This window comes from Marinobacter sp. W-8, assembly GCF_044342215.1.
Classification (GTDB): domain Bacteria; phylum Pseudomonadota; class Gammaproteobacteria; order Pseudomonadales; family Oleiphilaceae; genus Marinobacter; species Marinobacter nauticus.
Window position 1 is genome coordinate 2,085,491 of the sequence record NZ_CP172297.1, and the last position, 21,904, is coordinate 2,107,394.

The following is a 21,904-nucleotide window of genomic DNA, read 5'->3' on the forward strand; positions in this document are numbered from 1 at the left end:
TCGTGATGGAAGGGGGGGCGGCCCTAGCCCTCCCCCTTCATCCTGGCCTGAAGCTTCCTGAGCTGGCTTTCCAGAGAAACGCTGACACTCGAGGCCATTGAGAAAAAGTTGAGCAGTGCCTTCAGATTACTGTCGCCCTTGCAAACAGCATGTATCCGCTGCCAGAGCGCCTGATTCACCAGCTGTAATCGCTGATTACGCTCCACCAGACCTTTCAGTTCCCAGTCCGCTTCCTGCTGATTCCGCTTTGCGAAAAGCTGTTGAAGCAGATAATACCCCACACTGCGCATCACAAATTCGTCACTGTTGGCAAACGGCAGGTGGTGGAGCGCCATCGGCTTGAGCTCCGAAAGCACAGGGCAGCCACTGGTAGCCATCTTGAGCCCCAGCAGAGAACGCAACGCCTCTTCCAGCGTCGTCTGCTTGAAATAGGAGCGGCGCTCATCCGTCACGGTTACATCCACTTTCTGATACGCGTCTTCCGCCTGAAACGCCTCTACGACCGGCAGAATCTCGGTTGCCGCCGGGCAATACGGGGTCTCGCCAGGCTTCAGCGGGCAGTTCGAACACTGACAGTGTTCGAGACGAACCCAGGCCGGCAGTGACTGACCCTGCGGCGGCGAGGAGGACTCCCCAGTTACCTTGAACTCGATATCACGACCATCCTGAAATTTGAAATTGTAATTTATGTTCATTGGTTCGCCTGTTCTTCCAGCTCCATCCACCGTTCAATCACCGACTCCAGGCGAGACTCCGTTTCCGCCAGCTGTTCCAGAGTGGCCGATACATCTTCCGGTGGGCCTGAATAAAAATCCGGTGCAGAAATTTTATCCTGAAGCTCAGCTACCTGCTGCTCCAGTTGTTCGATTTTGCCGGGCAATTGTTCCAGCTCAAGTTTAAGCTTGTAGCTCAGTTTGACGGGCTTTGATTTTGCCGACTGCCCCACAATACCGCCATCCTGACCTGGCTTTTTAGCGGAACTGTCGGGTTTATCACGCTTATCCTGTTTGTCCAGTCGGCTTCCCGATGTTTCAGAGGGAAAACGACCACCTTGCCGACGCCAATCGGTGTATCCACCCACGTATTCCATCACTGCCCCGGAACCGTCCAGGAAGATGGTGTCGGTCACCACGTTATCGAGAAATTCCCGGTCGTGGCTGATAACAATCACGGTGCCCTTGAACTCTGAAAGCTGCTCTTCCAGCAATTCCAGGGTTTCGACGTCAAGATCGTTGGTAGGTTCGTCCAGTACCAGAATATTGGCTGGCTTACTGAACAACTTGGCCAGCAAAAGCCTCGCACGCTCACCACCGGAGAACACACGCACAGGAGAGCGTGCCCGTTCCGGGGTAAACAGAAATTCCTGCAAATAACCCAAAACATGCTTGCTCTGACCATTGATATCGATGAATTCCCGGCCCTCAGCCAGGTTATCCAACGCATTTCTCTGGAGATCCAGCTCTCCCCGAAGTTGATCAAAGTAGGCAACCTGAAGATTCGTTCCCAGCCGGATACTACCCTCAGTGGGTGCCAGCTCACCTAACAACAGGCGTACGAGGGTCGTCTTGCCCGTGCCATTCTCACCAACCAGTCCGATCTTGTCGCCCCGGAGAATGGTGAGATCCATATTGCGAACCACCGGCTCGCCATCGACATAAGAGAATCCGGCATTGCTCGCTTCCGCAACCAGCTTGCCCGAAAGATCCGCCTGCTCCACGGCAAAACTGGCGGTGCCACCCCTCACCCGACGTTGCCTGTGCTCTTCCCGCATCGCTTTGAGCGCTCTTACCCGCCCCATATTCCGGGTGCGGCGAGCCTTGATCCCCTGGCGGATCCAGGCTTCTTCCTGTTTCAGGCGCTTGTCGAAAAGCGCGTTCTGGCGCTCCTCTTCTTCCAGCGCTTTTTCCTTAAGCTCCAGATACCGGTCATAACTGGCCGCAAAACTCACCAGCTGCCCCCGGTCCAGCTCCACGACGCGAGTGGCCATTCGCCGGATAAACGCACGGTCATGACTGACAAACAACATGGCCCCTCGGAACTGCGATAACGCCTCTTCCAGCCACGCAATGGCGGGCACATCCAGATGGTTGGTTGGCTCATCCAGCAACAGAATATCCGGGTCTGCCACCAATGCCCTGGCCAGAAGCACCCGGCGCTGCCAGCCCCCGGAAAGGGTATTCAGCACCCGATCCGGATCCACACCATATTGACCCAGAATCGTGGTTACCTTCTGGTCAAGCCGCCAGCCGTCCAGAGATTCCAATCGTTCCTGAACCTTCATCAAACGCTCAAGACTGGATTCGTCCGCCTTTTGGGATAGCCGGTGGAATTCCGCCAGCAGATCCCCGGTTTCCGGAAATGCGGAGGCCACCACATCATAGGCTGTACGAGTGTCATCCGATGGCAGGCTCTGGGGCAGTACCGACAATACAGAGCCATCTTCCAGGCGCACCACGCCGCCGTCCGGCGTCACTTCCCCGCTGACGATTTTCAACAGCGTGGATTTCCCCTCCCCGTTTCGGCCCAACAGACAAACCCGTTCACCGGGGTCAATGGTTAGGCTTGCCTCATCCAGCAATGGATGCATGCCATAAGCGAGGGAGATCCGGTCTAGCGTTAACAGTGGCACTGTATCAATTCTCCTGATTCAAAACGGTTACCTTGTCGCCCACAGCAATCACACCCGGTTTTTGATGCACAGCATTCTGCCCAAAAATAACGCCGTCCTGGGTCTTTCGATAGCTGGCCAGAGTCTTGAGGGGCTGAGTGGCGGAATCTTTCTCGCCAGTATCCGGATTGACCGTGGTCATCACACAACGGGAGCAGGGTTTGACAAGATCCAGCCGGCTTTCACCAACGCTGACGCTCCGCCAGATGTCTTCCGCCCAGGCCCCCGCCCCCTCAACCACAATGTTCGGCCTGAAGCGACGCATATCAACCGGGGATTCGAGACGGGAATTGAGCTCATCCAGAGACGACTGGTTAACCACTAGCAACGGGAAGCCATCGGCAAAACCCACTCGGCGTTCAGCACTGACACGTTCAGGATCCACCCTCCGGAAACAGCTATCAGGCATATAAACCAGCCTGAGCGTTTCTCCGCAATAGCGGCTCAAAGCCTCACCAGCGCGGCCGGCTCCGGCAGTGGCAACCACCTGATCACGCCAGACCGTCACTTCCACAGCGTCAGTGCCCGCCTCGAGAGGGAAAACCCCCTCGCCAGGCACATCAATAACGACCACTCCTTCTTGCAGCGCCGTGGAAACATTGGCGAGCTCAGGCAAACGACGCTGAGTCACAAAACGGTTATCCCTGTCGATTATCATCCAGCGTCGATCGCCCTGCGGACCAAAATCATCCAACTCAAAACGGGACACTTCGATTCCCGCCAATGATTTGACCGGATAGATATAGAGGGATTTCACCTTCATGGTTTCGCCTTCCTCGGTTGCCGGATTATTCGGGAAATGGCTGCCGAGTATAACTGACGAGACAGGGGGAGTGAGTGATTTTGAGAGGCTTGAAACGAAGAAACCCGGCCTGAGGCCGGGTTTCGGAATTCTGGAGCGGGAAACGAGATTCGAACTCGCGACCCCAACCTTGGCAAGGTTGTGCTCTACCAACTGAGCTATTCCCGCTGATTGTTGCCGGGCGTTGCCTGACAACGGCTGCGTATTCTACTGATAACTCGGGGGCCGTCAACACTTTCGTGAAAAAATTTCACAACCGCCGATCATCATGATGCACACAGGTCTTCAGGTTCCACCCCAAGCGCCAGCTGAACGATCCTGGCCACCGACGCGCTCAACACCTCCGCCTCGGTGCCGGGCACCTCCAGCAACAGATCGTAGCTCATACCCAGCACCACATTGACGATCAGGGTGCCGTCCTGGCGAGGGCATGGCGAATCCAGGCGCTGCAGAAGCTGCTCCAGGCCGTCAATCCAGGACTGCCGATACCGGCGTGCCACCCTGGCCAGGCGGTCGTCCCTGAGCGCCTCCATCACAAACACCTGCTCTGCCAGTACCTGCTCCCGCCGGCGTGTAAACTGCTCCTGCATCCAGGCCCGGGCAAAGTCAGTCAGGCGCTGACACAGTTCCGGACGAAACTCAGCACCCCGGCGCAATTGCTCAGGGGGCACACCATCAAGTACCAGATTCAAGGTGTCGTGGAACGCTTTCAGTTCTGCGCCGGCTTCTTTTGCGTAAAGCATGAAGGCATCGCTGATCAACTCATTGATGTCTCGGAAATAGTAGGTAGTTGCGGCCAGGGGAACCCCCGCTTCCTTGGCGACGGAACGATGCTTGATACCTTTGATACCGTCCTTAGCCGCTACCCGGATGGTTGCCTTGAGAATGGCATGACGCCGGATTTCACTTTTGGCCCGAGTGGTTCTGCCACCCCGCCCTGAGGCCCTGTTATCATTGTGCATAGGTTTATTGGCGCCCGGGCCGTCGCACATCGCCGGGTTGGAAGATGACATCCTGTTCTCACTCCGTTGATTTTCTTGTTATTGCGTGTGAATGAGTGTGCCCGTTATCGACAGCCAATTCGTTGAACCGATCATCAAACTGGCCAGCTCTACTTGCCAAAGCGTGGCCCACCTTCAAGATAAGCCAGTTCGTCCGGCGAAGAGGCGCGCTTAAGAGCTTTGTTGCGATGGGGAAACCGGCCAAACCGGGCAATAATATCCCGGTGATCGCGAGCCGATTGCAGAAAGCTGCCAAGAAAGTCTCCCAGAACTCCGTTGGTGGTGGCAGACAACTGCTGATAGCACTCTACTGAAAGATCCTGATCAGCCAGCTTCTCGGAGTGTTGCAGCGGCATATAGAGGAAGGCGCGTTGCACCGGGGGCAGCTCCAAATCCTGTCCTCGCTGCATTGCGCCACGGCACAATTGCCTGGCCAGCCGGTCATTGTCAAAGGCCATGGCGCCTCCGCGAAAAATATTACGGGTGAACTGGTCCAGCAGAAGAATCTCAGCAAGCGAGCCTCCGGCGGCTTTACGCCAGTGATCTAGCCCCTGCTCCGAGGCAAACAGCACCAGAGACAGAAACCGGCGCCGAATTTCCTGATCGAAGGCCCGGTCGCTGCGAAACCAACGGTTGCGATGATCGCGATCCGGAACACCATTTTCATCTAATTCACCGAACCAGAAATCCAGAAGCTCTTTCCAATCGAACATCTGACAACTCCCTGATACATTGATTGTCAGGATCACTTTAACCGACCCACTGTCGTCAAGTTTACGGTCGTATCAAGACAAACGACCAGATCGGAGATGTTATGACCCAAGCTCACCAGATTATTCTACTGGCCCACGGAAGCAGTGATGCACGCTGGTGCGAAACCTTCGAGAAGCTGGCCGAACCTACCGTTGCATCGATTGACAATGCGGCCATCGCCTATATGGAACTTGCGGAACCCTCACTGGATACCATTGTGGCCGAGGCCAAACAACAAGGCACGGAGCAGTTCACGGTTGTTCCTCTGTTTCTCGCTGCCGGCCGTCACTTGCGAAAAGATGTTCCAGCCATGATCGAAAGGCTGGAGGCGGAACACGGCGTTACTATCCGCCTGGCTGAACCAATCGGGAAAAATCCGAGGCTTGGACTGGCCATCCGTGATGTGGTTAAGGAGGAACTGGAGCGCTCTGAACACTGACAAAGAACCAACGACGGATTCCGATCGCAGGAGGGAACCCATGGACAAACGTATATTGGTTACCGGCGCCACAGGGTTTATCGGCCACATACTGTGCCGGGAGTTGATTGAACGCGGTTATGGGCTAACGGTTCTCAGCCGTCAGAAGCCGGATTCCGTGCGCTCCATCTGCGGCCGGGTAGAAGTCACGGATGATCTGGAAAAATTGCGCGCACACCCGGGCTTCGATGCAGTTATCAACCTGGCCGGGGAAGGCATTGCCGACAAACGGTGGAGCCATGCCCGCAAGGAACAGCTGCGTGCCAGCCGCATTGATCTTACCCGCACCCTGGTCGGAGTGGTCAGAACCTGGAGCAACATGCCGGAGGTTCTGGTATCCGGCTCTGCCGTTGGCTTTTATGGTAACCAGGGGGATCACCTGGTTACCGAAGACACAGAACCCCATGATGAGTTCACACACCAACTGTGCCGGGACTGGGAACAGGAGGCGCTCAAGCTTGAAACTGATGGCGTACGCGTTTGCCTGTCCCGTACCGGCGTGGTGGCCGGCCGTAACGGCGGTTTTCTGCACCGCATGATCCTGCCCTTCAAGGTCGGACTTGGCGGAAAACTGGGCTCCGGACGGCAATACATGCCCTGGGTTCACAGGGACGACGTGGTTTCCGGCCTGCTCTGGATGCTGGATACGCCAACGGCAAGCGGCCCCTACAATATGGTCAGCCCGAACCCGGTCACCAATGCGGAATTCACCAGAACGCTTGCACAGGTTCTACACCGCCCAGCCGTTATACCGGCTCCAGAGCCCGCACTGAAACTGATACTGGGGGAAATGGCCGGGCTGTTACTGACCGGTCAGAAGGCGATACCGGAACGGCTCAAACGTGAGGGTTTTGAATTCCGGCTTGCGGAACTGGAAGCCGCGTTGAGGGAAAGTGTGGGAACATAATTTTTTTAAGAAAAAGCGTTGACAGCCCCAGGCACCTTACTTAATATACGCGCCACCTCGACGAGGCAAGCTTTTGAAAACGTTGCGTCCCCTTCGTCTAGTGGCCTAGGACTCCGCCCTTTCACGGCGGCAACAGGGGTTCGAACCCCCTAGGGGACGCCAATTTCAAAGCTGTCTGCTCGTCAGCTGCCATGACCACCCTGGTGGTGCTTTCCTGCTTTAGCAGCATGGCTCTTCTGATCCTTCATGACGAAGATGCCGACTCCGACGAAGAAGCCAATCATCAGCAATACTGTGGCGATTCCGGCGATTACAACTGCGTCCATATACATGGCTATGTCTCCTGTACCTGTAAAACTTGATTAAGCTCAGGTTACGCCGGCACCGCCTGCCCCGTATTGATCTGCATCAAGCTCATTTCGTCATTGCAATAATTGCCAAAGTGAGACGCCCTGCCCCATTTCTCTCGGTTTATCCTGAGTTTGCAGCGCATTTGCCGTAAACTGCTGCTATAGTCGTAGGCAAGGGAATACAGGTAACAACTTCAGGGATCGCTTCTGTAATTGCTATGTCCGATACTTCCTTGGATGGTCGAAAAATCAAAGACATGCCAGACATTGCGACGCGTTTGAAACGTTTTCGTGCAGCCTCTCCTTTATCATTCCGGCTGGTGGCATGGATCCTTCTGTTCAGCTCTGCCTTTACATTGCTCGCGTCCGGCATTCAGATCTACTCAGACTACCGCGAGGACCTGTCCAAGATAGAACAGCGGATGCAGGTAATTGAGTCCGGTTACCGCTCCAGTCTTGCCCAGAGTCTGTGGGCGCTGGATCAAAAACACCTGCAAACCCAGATGGACGGCATTCTCAGCCTGCCCGATATCGAACATCTACGGCTCCGAATTGAACCAGACTCCGAACTGGTCATGGGCGAACTCCCACGAGACACCGATACCCTCACCCACAGTTTCGAGCTGATCTACCGGGACGATGCGGAATTCCGGCTGGGCGAGCTCACCATCACCGCCAGTCTGCAACGGGTATATGATGAACTAAGGCGCCGGGTGGGCTTCATTCTTGCCACTCAGTTCCTGATCATATTTGTTGTTTCCATTCTGATTCTGTGGATATTCCGCCATCTGGTCACTCGCCACCTGGCGGACATGGCCGACTACACCCGGGATCTGTCATTGCGAAATCTTTCACGCCCGCTGGAGCTGGATAGGCCGGATACTCCTGCTTACCAGCGCGATGAGTTGGGTATGGTGACCGAAGCCATCAACCAGATGCGCGAACGGCTCACCGATGACGTTGCAAGGCGGGAACGGGATGAAGCCGAAATCCGGAAATTCTCCAAAGCCATCGACCAGAGCCCATCTTCGGTTCTGATCTGCGACCGGCAATGGCGCATTGAATATGCGAACCGGAAATTCAGCCAACTGACGGGGAACAGCCCGTCTGAAATCATCGGCAAGCATCCCTCGTCACTTATTGACCCCGGTGTGGATTCCCACGAAGCCAGACAACTATGGAAATCCATCAGACTTCAGGTACAGCGCGTGGGCGTTTGGCAAGGCGAAGTCAATAGCACACGGAAAAATGGCGAGCGCTACTGGGAACAGCTTGTGGTCACCCCTATCAAGGACAATAACGGTGAAACCACCGGTTACCTGATACTCGGGGAAGACATCAGCATCCGCAAACGTTACGAGCAACAGCTGTTGCGGCAAGCGAATTACGACATCCTGACCGGGCTTCCCAACCGCATGCTTGCGCTGGACCGCCTGAAACTGGCGCTGGCCCAGGCAAGGCGTGATGAGTCCAAGGTTGGGGTAATGTTCCTGGATCTGGACAACTTCAAGCACATCAACGATACCCTCGGCCACGACGCCGGTGACACCCTGCTGATTGAAGCCGCACGCCGGATCTCCAGCTGCCTGCGCGGCACCAGTACCGTTGCGCGGCTGGGTGGTGATGAGTTCCTTGTGGTGCTGCCGGGGCTGAACGGGCCGGACGCCTCTTCCCAGGTTGCTGAACGTATTCTGAAAACCTTCGCACCGCCGTTCATGCTCAGCGGCCAGGAAGTGTTTGTTACAACCAGTATTGGCATCGCCACCTTCCCGGACGACTCGGATAACAGCGGCACCCTGCTCCAGCACGCCGATGCGGCCATGTACGAGGCGAAACACAAAGGCAAGAGCGCCTATGCCCGTTTTACGCCGGAGATGAGCGAGGTTTCTCACGAGCGTCTGCAAATGGAATCTCACATGCGCAAGGCCCTGGAGCTGGGTGAATTCGAGCTCTATTTCCAACCCATTGTCGACACCGCCAGTGGTGGCCTGGTGGCGGCAGAAGCCCTGCTTCGCTGGAACAATCCGGCCATGGGCATGGTGATGCCAGATCGCTTTATTCCGCTGGCCGAGGAAACCGGCCTGATCATTCCGATCGGCGAATGGGTCGTCAAGGAAGCCTGTCAAGCCGCGTGCTGCTGGCAGGCGATGACCGGGCGCGAGATCAGCATTGCCGTCAATGTATCACCACGCCAGTTCCGGGACCCCGGGTTTACCGACGCCATCATGCGCGCGCTGAACGACAGCAATTTACGGCCGGAACTGCTGGAACTGGAAATCACGGAACGGCTGATTCTGGACAATTCCATCGAAACCGCTGATATCCTCAAACAACTCGACAAAGTTGGGATCCGCTTGTCGGTCGACGATTTCGGGACTGGCTATTCGGCACTCAGCTATCTGAAAAGCTATCCGTTCGATACCCTGAAAATCGACAAGTCATTTGTTCAGGATGTCCTGAAAGAGAACGAAGATGCTTCCCTTGTCCGCGCGATCATCAACATGGCCCACAGCCTCGGCCTGAAAGTGGTTGCCGAAGGGGTTGAGGAAGAGGACCAGACTCACTTCCTGAAAGCAGAGCATTGCGACTACTCCCAGGGTTACTTCTATAGTCGCCCCCTGCCCGAGCAGGACTTCATTCACTGGCTCGAAACCAATGAGCGGGCCAATCTAAAGTAATCAATACGGCACAACCATGGACGACTCAATCCTGGTCGTAAACTGCGGCAGTTCATCACTAAAACTCGCCCTGTTTGATCACGACCACCAGAAAATCACCTCCGCCCTGGCGGAAAGACTTAATCAATCCGATGCCTTTGCCCGCATCAACGGCGATGAAACACCGGTTCACTTACCTTCCGGTGCCAGCCACAGCCAGGCGCTGGCGGCACTGGTCAACGCATTTAATGACCGGGCTCTGATGACGGGCGAACCCAAGGCTGTTGGCCATCGAGTGGTGCATGGGGGCGAAACCTTCCGTGAAGCTTCGTTGATTGATGATCAAACGGTATCCGCCATTGAAGCCTGCGCAGCGCTGGCCCCCCTGCATAATCCGGTAAACCTCGCGGGCATTCGCGCCATGCAGGCGCTGTTCCCGAACGTTCCACAGATCGCGGTATTCGATACCGCTTACCATCAGACCCTGCCCGAGCGCGCTTACCGATACGCACTACCGGAACGGTTCTACAGCGACTGGGGAGTGCGTCGTTACGGCTTCCACGGCACCAGTCATTATTTCATGGCACACGAGGCCGCTCGTCTGCTGGACAAGACACCGGCCACCACCTCAATTATCTCTGCCCATCTGGGTAACGGTTGTAGCATCACAGCGATCCAGAATGGGCTCAGCGTCGATACCAGCATGGGCCTGACTCCGCTTGAGGGACTCGTGATGGGCACCCGCAGCGGGGATGTCGATCCCGGGCTGTTCGACTACCTCGCAAGTCGGGGTATGAGTGCCGGTGAAGTCCACGAGATGCTGAATAGAGAAAGCGGATTACAGGGACTCTCAGGCCAGACAAACGACATGCGAACCTTGTGTGAGCTGGCTGACCATGGCCACGAACCCTCACAGCTGGCAATTGACGTATTCTGCTTCCGCCTGGCGCGGTATATTGGAGCGATGACCGCGTCCCTGACAAAACTGGACGCTCTGGTCTTTACTGGCGGCATCGGTGAAAACAGTGCCCGCATTCGCCAGGACACAACCCGACATCTGCACCTGCTTGGGATTGAGCTGGATCCGGACCTCAACGAGCATCACGGGCGCTGGAGTGATGGCCGCATCAGTTCCCCGGACTCGCGTTATCCGGCGCTGGTCATTCCCACAAATGAAGAACTGGTGATTGCCCGAGAAGCTGCCCGCCTGGCCGCTGCCGGCACCGAACACTCCGAAGAATGAAACCTGGAACAATCATGGCAAAAAGTCTTTTCATAGCCCCAACCTCTCTTGACTCCGGCCTGACATCCGTATGCCTTGGTCTTCTGCGTGCCCTGGAACGGGAAGGCGTGAGCGTCGGCTTTTACAAGCCATTCAGTCAGTCCGTACACAGAGGCGAAGCGCTTCATAATGATGGCAAGGATTCCTCGGTGGCCTTTGTACGTGCCCGTAGCCACCTGGAACCACCCGACCCGATTCCGTTGAAAAAAGCCCAGCAGCTGTTGAACCATGGCAAAGCCGACCTGCTGATGGAGAACGTGGTCGGTGAATACCAGAAAGTCGCCAATGAAGTGGATGTGGTCATCATTGAAGGATTGGTACCGGACAGAACCGAAGCCTATATCGCCCGGCTGAACGTGGAAGTCGCCCGCAATCTCGGTTCCGAAGTGATCCTGGTGAGCACACCGAAGAGCTGTACTGCCAGCGAACTCGATGACGACCTGGATTTCTCCTCGCGCCTGTTTGCGGCACCGTCGGATCCGGACGTGATTGCGGTCATTCTTAACAAGGTGGGAGAACCACAGAAGTCCGGTATGGCACTGGATCATCCCCCGGCAAGTGAAGCCACCGAAACCGATTATCACACCTCCTGCAAAGTATTCGCGAACGGCCGCTTCCAGTTGCTGGCGCAGATTCCCTGGCAACCCCAACTGCTGGCACCCCGGGTCTCTGATGTAGCGCGAGAGCTTGGTGTTCCGGTACTGCACGAAGGGCAAATGCATTCACGGCGGGTGCAGCGGGTATCAGTGTGCGCCAGATCCATCCGTAACATGACCGACACCCTCAAGCCAGGTACCCTGATGGTCACCCCTGGTGATCGCGAGGATATCGTAGTGGCCACGGCCGTTGCCGCTCTCAATGGTGTCCCGCTTGCCGGACTGATGCTGACAGGCGGCCTGATGCCGGATGAACGGGTTATAGAGTTGTGTCGACGGGCACTGGACACCGGCTTGCCAGTGCTGAGCTCGGAAACCAATACCTACGAGAGCGCCCACCTGTTGGCAAATCTGTCTTCAGCCATTCCCATTGACGACCCGGAGCGTATTGAAGAAGCCATGGAATCCGTGGCCCGGCGAATCAATACCCAGTGGCTGCAGGAGCATCTGAAAGTTCAGCGCCAACGTCGGCTCTCGCCTCCGGCATTCCGTTATCAGCTATCGGAAAGAGCCCGGGCTGCAGCCAAGCGGATCGTCTTGCCAGAAGGCAGTGAACCCAGAACCATTCAGGCAGCCATTATCTGCCATCAACGTAACCTGGCTCATTGCGCGCTGATCGGTGATCCACACGAGATTCGCTCAGTCGCCGCCTCCCAGGGCGTGGAACTGCCAAATGACCTGGAAATCATAGACCCGCAATCGGTGCGCGAGCGTTATGTGGCGCCCATGGTGGAGCTGAGGAAACACAAGGGCCTGACACCGGATATGGCCGAAGCCATGCTCGAGGACAACGTCGTTCTGGGTACTATGATGGTGGCCATGGACGAAGCCGACGGGCTGGTATCCGGCGCCATTCATACCACGGCCAACACCGTGCGCCCTGCCCTGCAGCTGATCAAGACCCACGACAACGCCAAGGTAGTGTCATCGGTATTCTTCATGTTGCTGCCACAGCAGGTGCTGGTATACGGCGACTGCGCCATCAATCCGGACCCGAACGCCGAGGAGCTCGCCGACATTGCCATCCAGAGCGCCGAGTCTGCCGAAGCCTTTGGTATTGAACCTGTGGTGGCCATGATCAGCTACAGCACCGGCGAATCCGGCAGCGGCGAGGATGTCGACAAGGTTCGGGAAGCCACACGCATTGCCCGGGAACGGCGCCCGGATCTGCTCATTGACGGTCCGCTGCAATACGACGCCGCGGCCATCGAGAGCGTGGCAAAATCCAAAGCTCCGGACAGCAAGGTGGCCGGCAAGGCTACCGTGTTTGTATTCCCTGATCTGAACACCGGGAACACCACCTACAAAGCTGTGCAGCGCAGTGCCAATGTCGTCAGCGTGGGGCCCATGCTCCAGGGCTTGCGCAAACCGGTAAACGACCTGTCCCGTGGGGCCCTGGTGGAAGACATTGTCTTCACCATTGCCTTGACGGCGGTACAGGCGAAACAGGTCGCCGATGCAGGAGCCGCCTGATCAGGGCTCCTGGCAGGAACAACGCCGGCAGATCAGCGTTTAACGCTCTTCTGCCGGGTTTTCTTGATCCGACGGCCTTTCTTCAGGTCGTTGTCTTTCTTGACCTTTTGCCGAGGCGTCAGACGGTCGACCTTGGTTGCGAACGGGTTTTCGCCAGACTTGAATTCAAACCGTATCGGCGCACCCACAACTTTCAGTACCTTTCTGAAGGTGTTTTCAAGGTATCGCTTGTAGGCGCCGGGCAGTGAATCCACCTGGTTACCATGCACCACCACAACGGGAGGGTTGGAACCACCCTGATGGGCGTATCGTAACTTGATACGACGACCATGAACCATCGGCGGCTGGTGTTGCGCCACAGCGTCCTGAAGGATCGCAGTCAACCGGTTGGTTGGCCACTTGGCCATCGCGGATTCGTAGCAGGCCTGTACCGACTCATACATGGTTCCCACGCCAGTGCCGTGCAACGCGGAAATATAATACTTGTCCGCGTAATCCAGAAAATCCAGGCGTCTGGCTACCTGCTCTTTCACCCGGTCACGGTCTTCGGGATCCATGCCGTCCCATTTGTTGATGGCGATCACCAGCGAGCGGCCCGCATCCAGTACAAACCCGATCAGGTGCAGATCCTGGTCCACCAGCCCCTCCCGGGCATCGATCACCAGAATCACGACATGGGCATCATCAATAGCTTGCAGTGTCTTGATAATGGAGAACTTCTCCACCGCCTCACGAACATTCTTGCGGCGCCGAACACCGGCAGTATCGATCAGCGTGTACTCATGGCCCTGCCGCTCATAGGGAATGTATACGCTGTCACGGGTAGTGCCTGGCATGTCATACACCACCACCCGATCTTCACCGAGCATGCGGTTAACCAGAGTAGACTTGCCCACATTCGGCCGTCCCACCACACCAATCCGGATACCCGGGTAGCGATCTGCCCGATCCTGATCTTCCGGATTTTCCGGTTCCGGCAGCAGCGCTTCCAGCAAAGACAGAATGCCGCGGTTATGGGCCGCCGCAATCAGAAACGTGGACTCAAACCCCAGGCTGTAGAAGTCCGCTGCCGCCACGTCCGGATCCTGGCCATCGGTCTTGTTAACCACCAGATGAGCCTGTTTGCCCGATTTGCGCAGATAATCCGCGATCATTTCATCGCCGGCGGTCAGCCCTGCCCGACCGTCCACAAGAAACAGCACAATGTCCGCTTCTTCTACGGCCTGCATTGACTGGCGGGCCATTTCGGCGTCAATACCGGCTTCGTCACCGGTCAGGCCGCCGGTATCGATAACGATGAACTTCTGACCTTCGTAGTTGCCCTCACCGTATTTGCGGTCCCGGGTCAGCCCGGGGAAGTCCGCCACAAGGGCATCCCTTGAGCGGGTCATCTGGTTAAACAACGTGGACTTACCAACGTTGGGGCGGCCTACAAGGGCGATAACTGGGGTCATATTGATCTGCTATTCAAGAAACCAGAAACCCGGCACGCAGGCTGAAGCCTGGGCCGGGCATAAACTTGTCGGGGCGTACTCAGTCGTCCTGTTCAATTCTCAGGACGGCCATCTTTCCGCCATTTCCATAAACCAGCAGGTTACCATCTTCGATCACCTGAACTGGTACGCGGATACCGTCACTATCGAACTCACGCTGGCCCTGCAGACTGCCATCGGAGGTCGACAGCACGTGCAGGTAGCCTTCAAAGTCGCCTACCACGAGGTAATCACCGGAAACAGCCGGTCGGGTCAGTTGGCGCCAGGACAGGCTGTCCTGAACCCAAAGCTCTCGCCGGTCGCTGCCACGGAGCGCTACGATATCGCCATTGGCGGAGGACAGAAAGATATTGCCGTTACCAATCGCGGGCGAGTAGAAGCTTGATGCCCGACGGCTCCAGATTTCCTGCCCGGAACGAATATCCACCAGCGCCAGCTTACCCTGATAACCGACGACCATAATGGCCGAATCCAGAACCAGCGGCTGGCCGCCGATATCCACCAGGCGTTCCAGTTCGGTACGACCCTGGGGCTGACCGACCTCATACTGCCACACTGGCTGCCCGTCCGAGGCGGTGAGTGCAATGACACGACCGTTGGCAAACGAGGAGATCACAATGTCGCCGCCCACCAACGGTGCAGCTGCGGTTCGCACGGTCAGCACCGGCACTTGAGCCTCGTATTGCCAGCGGCGTTCTCCGGTCGCTGCGTCGTGGGCAATCACACGGCCATCGGTGGTTTGTACCACCACGAGGTTACCGTTGGATTGAGGCGCAGCCAGAACCTCGGTGGGCAGGGGTACCCGCCAGGTCTCGGCACCGTCTTCCGAGGACACGGCCACCAGTTCCGCATCCCGGGTGACCATGTAAAGATGCCGGGCATCAGCGCCCGGTCCGGCGAAAAACTGTTCATCGTAGTCTTTCTGCCAGATAACCTCACCATCCGCCGGCCTGACTGTCGCAACAATCCCGTCAGCGGAAGCGGCGTAAATCACGTCGCCGGCGTAAAGAGGCGCGATCTGAAGCAGCTGATCGTCATGACCATCGCCAACAGACATGCTCCATACCGTATCCAGTTCAACGGTTTCGCTGATTTCAGGCACCGGAGCAGGTTGCTCAAAAGTGTCTGTACTACTGCACCCGGAGATTCCGACCAACAGACCACAAAAAACGGAGCCAACCCCGACCTTGAGCGCGCGCCCAACGAACATCAAGCGTCCTCCCCGACACCGAGGTCTGACAGCTTCAGTTCAAGAACACCGCTACGACCCTGCTGGCTCTGCTCACGTGCCGCCAGGTACGCCTCACGCGCACCTTCCCGGTCGCCCTTGGCCAACAGAACATCGCCTCTCAGCTCGGAGAAGATGGCCGCAAAGGCATCGGCGTCTACTGCATTGTCCAGAGTGGCAAGCGCGGCATCGTGTTCGCCAGCGGCAAACTGGGCTCGGGCAAGACGGTTACGAATCACCAGCTCCAGAGCCGGATGACCCGCTGATTTCTCCAGCGCCCAGTTCAGTGATTCAACAGCGGCCGCGGGATCCTCACCTTCAACCATCTGCTGCCGTGCCAGAACCAGATTGCCATAGATGGCATAGGCGCTGTCGCCGTGTTCGTCTCGCAGTGTCTCCGCCACAAAACCCACAGTGTCGGCCGACTCATCATCTGCGGAGGAGAACGCGTTCAGCAGGTTGGCAAACTGATTAGCGGCTTCGGCGCGTTGTTGCGCCTGATGGTTCTGCCAGGCCTGCCATCCAAAGACGATGGCCAGAGCCGCACCAATACCGATGAGCAGCGAGCTTCCGTTATTTTTCCACCAGTCCTTGATTGCCTGGACCTGTTCTTCTTCGGTGCGCAACTCCGCCATGAAAACTCCTGTTATTCGTTAAACTGCCTGTTTATATAGACTCTGCTTACAACAAACCGGCAAGCACAGCTGCCAGGTCTGCCTGAGCAACTTCCTGCTGGGGCTGATCGTCACGTAACGGCTTGAGCCCCGCCGTGGCCTGAGCGATTTCGTTTTCACCCAGAATCACCGCAAAGCGTGCGCCACTGCGGTCTGCCTTTTTCATCTGACTCTTGAAGCTGCCGCCACCGCAGTGTGAGACGACAATCCGGCCCGGCAATTCATTTCGTAGCGTTTCTGCCAACGCCATCGCCGGGGCTACCGCCTGGTCCCCCATGACTGTAACGTAAACATCGGCTTGATTGTTCACATGTTCGGGGACCAGTTCCAGGGTTTCCAGTAACAGAATCAGTCGCTCCAGCCCCATGGCGAAGCCCACCGCTACGGTGGGTTTACCTCCAAGTTGCTCCACCAGACCATCGTAACGGCCACCGGCACAGATCGTGCCCTGGGCACCCAGGCTGTCGGTAATCCACTCGAACACGGTTTTGCCGTAATAGTCCAGTCCGCGCACCAGGGCCGGGTTTACCGTGTAGGCAACTCCCGCCGCATCCAGCATCGCTTTCAGTTGTTCAAAATGCTGGCGCGATTCATCATCCAGATAGTCGTCCAAGCTCGGTGCACCCTGCAAAATCTCCCGCGTGGCCGGATCCTTGCTGTCCAGTATCCGCAAAGGGTTCGTGGTTAACCGGCGTTTGCTGTCATCGTCAAGCTTATCCTGATATTGCTCCAGATAGGCAACCAGGGCCTGACGGTAGACTTTCCGGGAGTCGCTGGTACCGATGGAATTGATCTCGAGTCTGGCATGGTCGGACAACCCCAGGGCGCTCCACAGGCGCGCTGTCAGGATCAACAGCTCGGCATCAATGTCAGGGCCGGCCATACCGAAGCATTCCACACCAATCTGATGAAACTGGCGGTAACGGCCTTTCTGTGGCCGCTCATGCCGGAACATCGGACCCGTGTACCAAAGCCGCCGGGTCTGATTGAAGAGCAGCCCATGCTCTTCCGCTGCACGCACGCACCCGGCCGTGCCTTCGGGCCGCAGAGTAAGGCTATCGCCGTTGCGGTCTTCAAAGGTATACATTTCTTTTTCGACGATGTCAGTGACTTCACCGATCGATCGTTTGAACAACTCGGTATGTTCGACCACCGGCATACGGATTTCCTGATAGCCGTATTGCCCGAGAACCCGTCGAACGGTGGATTCAACGTACTGCCAGACCGGTGTCTGGTCCGGGAGAATATCGTTCATCCCCCGGATTGCCTGAATCTTTGCCAAAATAATATCCTGATAGGTTTCTGAAATCGGTTCTGATCAGTCTGAGGACTTGGCGATGACTGCACTGTCCTGGTCCTCGCGCCGTGACACTTCCTCGCGAATCAGGCGTTCAAGGTCGTCCACCAGCGTTGCGTTGTCCAGCTTCTGGTTGGGCTTTCCGGCCATATAGAACAGGTTTTTCGGTGTGCCACCGGTCAGACCGATATCCGCTACCTTTGCCTCACCGGGACCATTAACAATACAGCCGATAATGGCCACATCCATGGAGGTGTTCACATCCTCAAGCCGGGCCTCCAGATCATTCATGGTCTGGATAACATCAAAGTTCTGACGGGAACAACTTGGGCAGGCGATAAAGTTAATGCCGCGGCTGCGTAACCGAAGACTTTTGAGAATGTCGAAGCCGACTTTAATTTCCTGAACCGGATCGGCAGCAAGGGAAACCCGAATGGTGTCCCCAATGCCATCCATCAACAACATGCCCAGGCCAATAGAGGACTTGACCGTACCAGAGCGGAATCCACCGGCCTCAGTGATACCCAGGTGCAGCGGTTGCTCAATCTGGGAGGCGATAAGGCGGTAGGCCGCGACGGTCATGAACACTTCCGACGCTTTCAGGCTGACCTTGAAGTCCTGAAAATCGTGTTTGTCCAGGATGTCGATATGACGCATGGCCGATTCTACCAGCGCTTCCGGCGTGGGCTCACCGTATTTGCGTTGCAGCGCTTTTTCCAGTGAACCCGCGTTTACGCCGATCCTGATCGGAATGTTGCGGTCCCGGGCAGCACTGATTACCGCACTGACCCGATCGTCCCGGCCAATGTTACCGGGATTGATACGCAGGCAGTCCACACCAAGCTCTGCAACTCGGAGCGCTATCTTGTAGTCAAAATGGATATCGGCCACCAACGGTAACGAGACCTGCTGGCGAATCTTGCCAAAGGCCTCAGCCGCTTCCATGGACGGAACCGACACCCGCACGATATCAGCTCCGGCCTCCTGGATAGCCTTGATCTGTGTGACTGTTGCGTCTACATCGCAGGTATTGGTATTGGTCATGCTCTGCACCGCAATGGGCGCATCGCCGCCAACGGGAACATTACCTACCATGATCTGACGGGATTTACGTCTTTTGATCGGAGACTCTTGTTTCATGGGATTCAACCAGAAATCTTTGGGAAGAAAATTCTGCTCAGGGCTCGAGCGTAAACTCTGACCGATTGTTTACGACGCGAAAATTACCAAGATCCATCGGTTCGCCCTGAAATTCCAGGGACTCCACCGCGCTCATGGCGCCCACCACAACTCTGAGCGGTGGCTGCCCGCTCACGTCCAGGGCATCGCCCTCTCGGCGTAACGCGCTGGCCAACCGATTGCCCGCACCATCTGTGACCTGAATCCAGCAGTCGTCACTGAACGTCATGGCCAACCTCACGGTTTCAACCGGGGCCTCCATCACTTCAGACTCAGTCAGAGCGGGATCCGGGGATTGCGCAACAACGGGCGGCTGTTCCACCGAAGGCTGCTCTGACAGCAACTCTTCCTGACCGAGGCTTCCGCCCTCGGTCGGCTCGCTCAGAGCTTCAGTATCCGTCACAGCGCCATTCTCTGCTTCAACGTTTCCGACTGAACTGGTGCCTGAATCCATCTGTTCCGGTTCGGCCGGCTGTTCAGCCTCTTCGCTAACGGAGGGCGCCTCTTCCGGTTCAGGACTGGCATCGCTAACGGCCTCGCCACTCTGTGCTTCCAGAGACTCCGAGATTCCGTCGGCATTACTTTGAACCGGCTCCGACACCGGTTTTACGAGATAGCTATACGCCAGAAAGCCAACGACCCCGAGGAATGCCAGCAACACAACCAGTTTGGCAATCTGCCGCTTGCGTTTTTTCTTGCGCTCGATATCAACCAGAGGATTGGACTGGTGCTCCTGCTCCCGCTGTTGACGCAGGGGCTCAAGTTCCGAGTCGAGCGCTGCAATCAGGGCGTCTGCGTTCAGTTGCACCTGGCGGGCATAGGTTCGAACATACCCTTTGAGAAACAACTCGGTATCAACCTTGCTGTAATCCCCTTCCTCGATGGACTGGATTACCGAAGGGCGCAGGTGTTGCTGATCTGCAATGTCTGAAACGCTGAGCCCGAGCTTTTCCCGGGCGCGCCTTAGCTGCTGGCCAACCGAGGCCTCGGAAGCTGGTTGTGACTGCTCCTCACCGGTCATTGGCAATCAGTACCTTATATTGTTGATATTCGACAGATTCCGGATACTCGTTTCTGAGCAATAGTGCCAGGCTGGCTTCCTGATCCCTGTCCTGGAAATGCCGGGCAATCCGGATACCGGTATACAGACTCTCCGGTGAATGCGTCAACCGGGTATTGCGCTGTATCATGGTCTGAAGACGGCTGTAGTATCGAGAGGCCTGAGAAAAGTCACCCTGCTCAACCAGCACCCGAGAGAGGGACAACAGGGTGCGGGCCTCGCCCCGCGTGAGCTCCACAGCACGCCGATAAGCGGCTTCGGCCGATTCCAGCGAACCAAGCCGTTCTTCTGTCAGCCCGAGGTTATAAAAAACGGCTCCCCGGTCTTTGTACTCCGTATCACGTGAGGCTATCCGGAACTGGTCCCGGGCCTCCTCAAACCGTTTGAGGCTATAAAGGAAAGCACCGTAATACACTCTTCCGCGGGTATAGTCTCCATCTGAGGCAATGGCATCCCGGAAGCTTTTTTCCGCCAGGCTTTCCTCACCCTCCGCACTCAGCACCAGGCCCCGGGCAGCAAGTGCCGGTGCGCTTCGGCTGTCGATTTCTAACGCCCGCTCCAGGTGGTCACGGGCACGATCCAGATTCCCCTGACCAATGTAGGCAGTCGCCAGTTGAACATAATTATTGAGGGCTTTCTGTCGATCGGCTTCACGGCTGAACCGGCTATCGGTGGTGGTGACACAGCCCGATAACATGACCCCGATAACCAGAACCACAGCGGAAACGAGTTTCACGGTAACGTCCTTTGCCATCAACAAACACCTTCTCCTGTTGTCTCACCCGACGGTTATCAGGGGTTGACCTGTTGTACTGCGATATAACGCTGGCTTCTGCGCGTCCGGTCTTCGACCCGCCCTACCAACTGACCGCAGGCGGCATCGATATCGTCTCCGCGGGTGGTGCGGATCGTCGTGACATAACCGGCCTCGTTGAGCACGGTCTGGAACCTCCGGGTTGCGTTCATGCTTGGCCGGCGGAAATCACTTTCCGGAAACGGATTGAACGGAATCAGGTTGATCTTGCAGGGCAACCCTTTTAACAACACCACCAGCTCCCGGGCGTGTTCCGGTTGATCATTCACTCCTTCAATCACCGTGTACTCAATCGTGGCTTTGCGCTTGTCCGGCAGTCGTGAAAGGTAGCGCCGGGTCGCGGCCAGCAGTTCGGCAATCGGGTATTTCTTGTTCAGCGGAACCAACTGGTTTCTCAATTCATCATTAGGTGCATGGAGTGAGATGGCCAGTGAAACATCGGTAACTTCGCCGAGACGATCCAGTGCTGGCACCACTCCGGATGTACTGAGCGTTACCCGACGCTTTGAGATGCCGTAAGCGAGATCTTCCATCATGAGATTCATGGCATCGACCACGTTCTCAAAATTAAGCAGGGGCTCGCCCATCCCCATCATCACCACGTTGGTGATAGGTCGGTCATTGGGATCGAACGGCATGAACGCCCGTCGTGCAACCCATACCTGACCAATGATCTCGGCGGCCGTCAGATTACGGTTAAAACCACGCTTGCCGGTGGAGCAGAAGGTACAGTCGAGGCTGCAACCGATTTGCGACGACACGCACAGAGTTCCACGCTCGCCATCCGGAATCAGGACGGTTTCAACGCTGTTGCCGTTATCCATGCGCATGACCCATTTCCGGGTACCGTCTTTTGATGTCTCATCATAGACGACCTCGGGGCCACGAATCTCGGCAACTTCCTTGAGCTGTTCGCGCAGCGACTTGCTCATATTGGTCATTTGATCGAAGTCATCAACACCGCGCTGATGCATCCACTGGAGAACCTGCTGGGCACGGAAACGCTTTTCCCCCAGGGTTTCAAAAAACGCCTCCAGTTTTGCCTTGGGCATTCCCAGAAGATTGACTTTTTCGGCGGCGCCCGTCATCACATAACCTCGATCAGATAACCAATTCAGGGGCACCCTGCCGG

The 21,904-nt window shown here is 56.6% G+C and carries 19 protein-coding genes and 2 tRNA genes; 6 read left to right on the forward strand and 15 right to left on the reverse strand.

Annotated features, from left to right (window positions below; all coding sequences use genetic code 11):
- Positions 1 to 23: 23 nt before the first annotated feature.
- The 6 genes from ACF8YQ_RS09705 to ACF8YQ_RS09730 all read right to left on the reverse strand — a co-directional run bounded on the left by ACF8YQ_RS09705 (position 24) and on the right by ACF8YQ_RS09730 (position 5,184).
- On the reverse strand, positions 24 to 695 hold the full coding sequence (locus ACF8YQ_RS09705) for a DUF6901 family protein (protein ID WP_022992475.1): 672 nt from the start codon (positions 693 to 695) through the stop codon (positions 24 to 26).
- Entirely contained in the window at positions 692 to 2,629 is a 1,938-nt protein-coding gene (locus ACF8YQ_RS09710; RefSeq protein ID WP_396621252.1) for an ATP-binding cassette domain-containing protein, read from the reverse strand. The genes ACF8YQ_RS09705 and ACF8YQ_RS09710 overlap by 4 nt, the downstream gene beginning before the upstream one ends.
- A 4-nt stretch (positions 2,630 to 2,633) precedes the next feature.
- Positions 2,634 to 3,431 (reverse strand): MOSC domain-containing protein, encoded by a 798-nt coding sequence (locus ACF8YQ_RS09715; protein WP_396621253.1) that lies wholly within the window; start codon positions 3,429 to 3,431, stop codon positions 2,634 to 2,636.
- A gap of 131 nt (positions 3,432 to 3,562) precedes the next feature.
- A tRNA-Gly gene (locus ACF8YQ_RS09720) sits at positions 3,563 to 3,638 on the reverse strand.
- Between the two features lie 98 nt (positions 3,639 to 3,736).
- The gene (locus ACF8YQ_RS09725) at positions 3,737 to 4,483 is read right to left on the reverse strand and encodes a TetR/AcrR family transcriptional regulator (RefSeq protein WP_226597353.1); all 747 of its coding nucleotides are present in this window, start codon (positions 4,481 to 4,483) and stop codon (positions 3,737 to 3,739) included.
- Positions 4,484 to 4,581: 98 nt separating this feature from the next.
- Complete coding sequence (locus tag ACF8YQ_RS09730; protein ID WP_396621254.1) at positions 4,582 to 5,184, reverse strand: DUF924 family protein; 603 nt, start codon at positions 5,182 to 5,184, stop codon at positions 4,582 to 4,584.
- A 101-nt stretch (positions 5,185 to 5,285) separates the two neighbouring features.
- Between ACF8YQ_RS09730 and ACF8YQ_RS09735 the strand changes: the two genes are divergently transcribed.
- The 3 genes from ACF8YQ_RS09735 (at position 5,286) to ACF8YQ_RS09745 (ending at position 6,771) form a co-directional block, all read left to right on the forward strand.
- Entirely contained in the window at positions 5,286 to 5,663 is a 378-nt protein-coding gene (locus tag ACF8YQ_RS09735) for a sirohydrochlorin chelatase (RefSeq protein WP_396621255.1), read from the forward strand.
- Between the two features lie 40 nt (positions 5,664 to 5,703).
- Positions 5,704 to 6,609, forward strand: a complete 906-nt coding sequence (locus tag ACF8YQ_RS09740) for a TIGR01777 family oxidoreductase (RefSeq protein ID WP_224848030.1) — start codon at positions 5,704 to 5,706, stop codon at positions 6,607 to 6,609.
- 86 nt (positions 6,610 to 6,695) lie between these two features.
- Positions 6,696 to 6,771: transfer RNA gene (locus ACF8YQ_RS09745), tRNA-Glu, on the forward strand.
- Between the two features lie 20 nt (positions 6,772 to 6,791).
- Here the strand turns inward: ACF8YQ_RS09745 and ccoM are convergent.
- Positions 6,792 to 6,941 carry a cytochrome c oxidase subunit CcoM gene (gene ccoM / locus ACF8YQ_RS09750; RefSeq protein ID WP_396621256.1) on the reverse strand — a complete coding sequence of 50 codons (150 nt, stop codon included), beginning with the start codon at positions 6,939 to 6,941 and terminating at the stop codon, positions 6,792 to 6,794.
- Between the two features lie 236 nt (positions 6,942 to 7,177).
- Here ccoM and ACF8YQ_RS09755 point away from each other — a divergent pair, with 236 nt between their 5' ends.
- From ACF8YQ_RS09755 to pta, 3 genes are read left to right on the forward strand one after another with little or no spacing between them, the layout of a single operon-like run.
- Positions 7,178 to 9,637 (forward strand): EAL domain-containing protein, encoded by a 2,460-nt coding sequence (locus ACF8YQ_RS09755; RefSeq protein WP_396621257.1) that lies wholly within the window; start codon positions 7,178 to 7,180, stop codon positions 9,635 to 9,637.
- A gap of 16 nt (positions 9,638 to 9,653) precedes the next feature.
- A complete protein-coding gene (locus ACF8YQ_RS09760; RefSeq protein ID WP_396621258.1) occupies positions 9,654 to 10,859 on the forward strand; it encodes an acetate/propionate family kinase in 1,206 nt (401 codons plus the stop codon).
- A gap of 14 nt (positions 10,860 to 10,873) precedes the next feature.
- Positions 10,874 to 13,027, forward strand: a complete 2,154-nt coding sequence (pta, locus tag ACF8YQ_RS09765) for a phosphate acetyltransferase (RefSeq protein WP_396621259.1) — start codon at positions 10,874 to 10,876, stop codon at positions 13,025 to 13,027.
- A gap of 32 nt (positions 13,028 to 13,059) precedes the next feature.
- Here pta and der read toward each other — a convergent pair whose 3' ends face one another.
- The 8 genes from der to rlmN form a co-directional block, all read right to left on the reverse strand.
- Positions 13,060 to 14,481 carry a ribosome biogenesis GTPase Der gene (gene der, locus ACF8YQ_RS09770; RefSeq protein ID WP_153740180.1) on the reverse strand — a complete coding sequence of 474 codons (1,422 nt, stop codon included), beginning with the start codon at positions 14,479 to 14,481 and terminating at the stop codon, positions 13,060 to 13,062.
- Between the two features lie 79 nt (positions 14,482 to 14,560).
- Positions 14,561 to 15,730, reverse strand: a complete 1,170-nt coding sequence (bamB, locus tag ACF8YQ_RS09775; protein ID WP_396621260.1) for an outer membrane protein assembly factor BamB — start codon at positions 15,728 to 15,730, stop codon at positions 14,561 to 14,563.
- Positions 15,730 to 16,383, reverse strand: coding sequence for a tetratricopeptide repeat protein (locus ACF8YQ_RS09780; protein ID WP_023011058.1), 654 nt, complete (start codon positions 16,381 to 16,383; stop codon positions 15,730 to 15,732). The genes bamB and ACF8YQ_RS09780 overlap by 1 nt, the downstream gene beginning before the upstream one ends.
- A gap of 46 nt (positions 16,384 to 16,429) precedes the next feature.
- Positions 16,430 to 17,707, reverse strand: coding sequence for a histidine--tRNA ligase (hisS, locus tag ACF8YQ_RS09785; RefSeq protein WP_396623292.1), 1,278 nt, complete (start codon positions 17,705 to 17,707; stop codon positions 16,430 to 16,432).
- A gap of 33 nt (positions 17,708 to 17,740) precedes the next feature.
- Entirely contained in the window at positions 17,741 to 18,859 is a 1,119-nt protein-coding gene (gene ispG / locus ACF8YQ_RS09790) for a flavodoxin-dependent (E)-4-hydroxy-3-methylbut-2-enyl-diphosphate synthase (RefSeq protein ID WP_011784636.1), read from the reverse strand.
- A 37-nt stretch (positions 18,860 to 18,896) separates the two neighbouring features.
- The gene (locus ACF8YQ_RS09795) at positions 18,897 to 19,919 is read right to left on the reverse strand and encodes a RodZ domain-containing protein (RefSeq protein ID WP_113879658.1); all 1,023 of its coding nucleotides are present in this window, start codon (positions 19,917 to 19,919) and stop codon (positions 18,897 to 18,899) included.
- Entirely contained in the window at positions 19,909 to 20,712 is an 804-nt protein-coding gene (gene pilW / locus ACF8YQ_RS09800) for a type IV pilus biogenesis/stability protein PilW (protein WP_114434902.1), read from the reverse strand. The genes ACF8YQ_RS09795 and pilW overlap by 11 nt, the downstream gene beginning before the upstream one ends.
- A gap of 38 nt (positions 20,713 to 20,750) precedes the next feature.
- Positions 20,751 to 21,860 (reverse strand): 23S rRNA (adenine(2503)-C(2))-methyltransferase RlmN, encoded by a 1,110-nt coding sequence (rlmN, locus tag ACF8YQ_RS09805; protein WP_011784633.1) that lies wholly within the window; start codon positions 21,858 to 21,860, stop codon positions 20,751 to 20,753.
- Positions 21,861 to 21,904 lie beyond the last annotated feature (44 nt).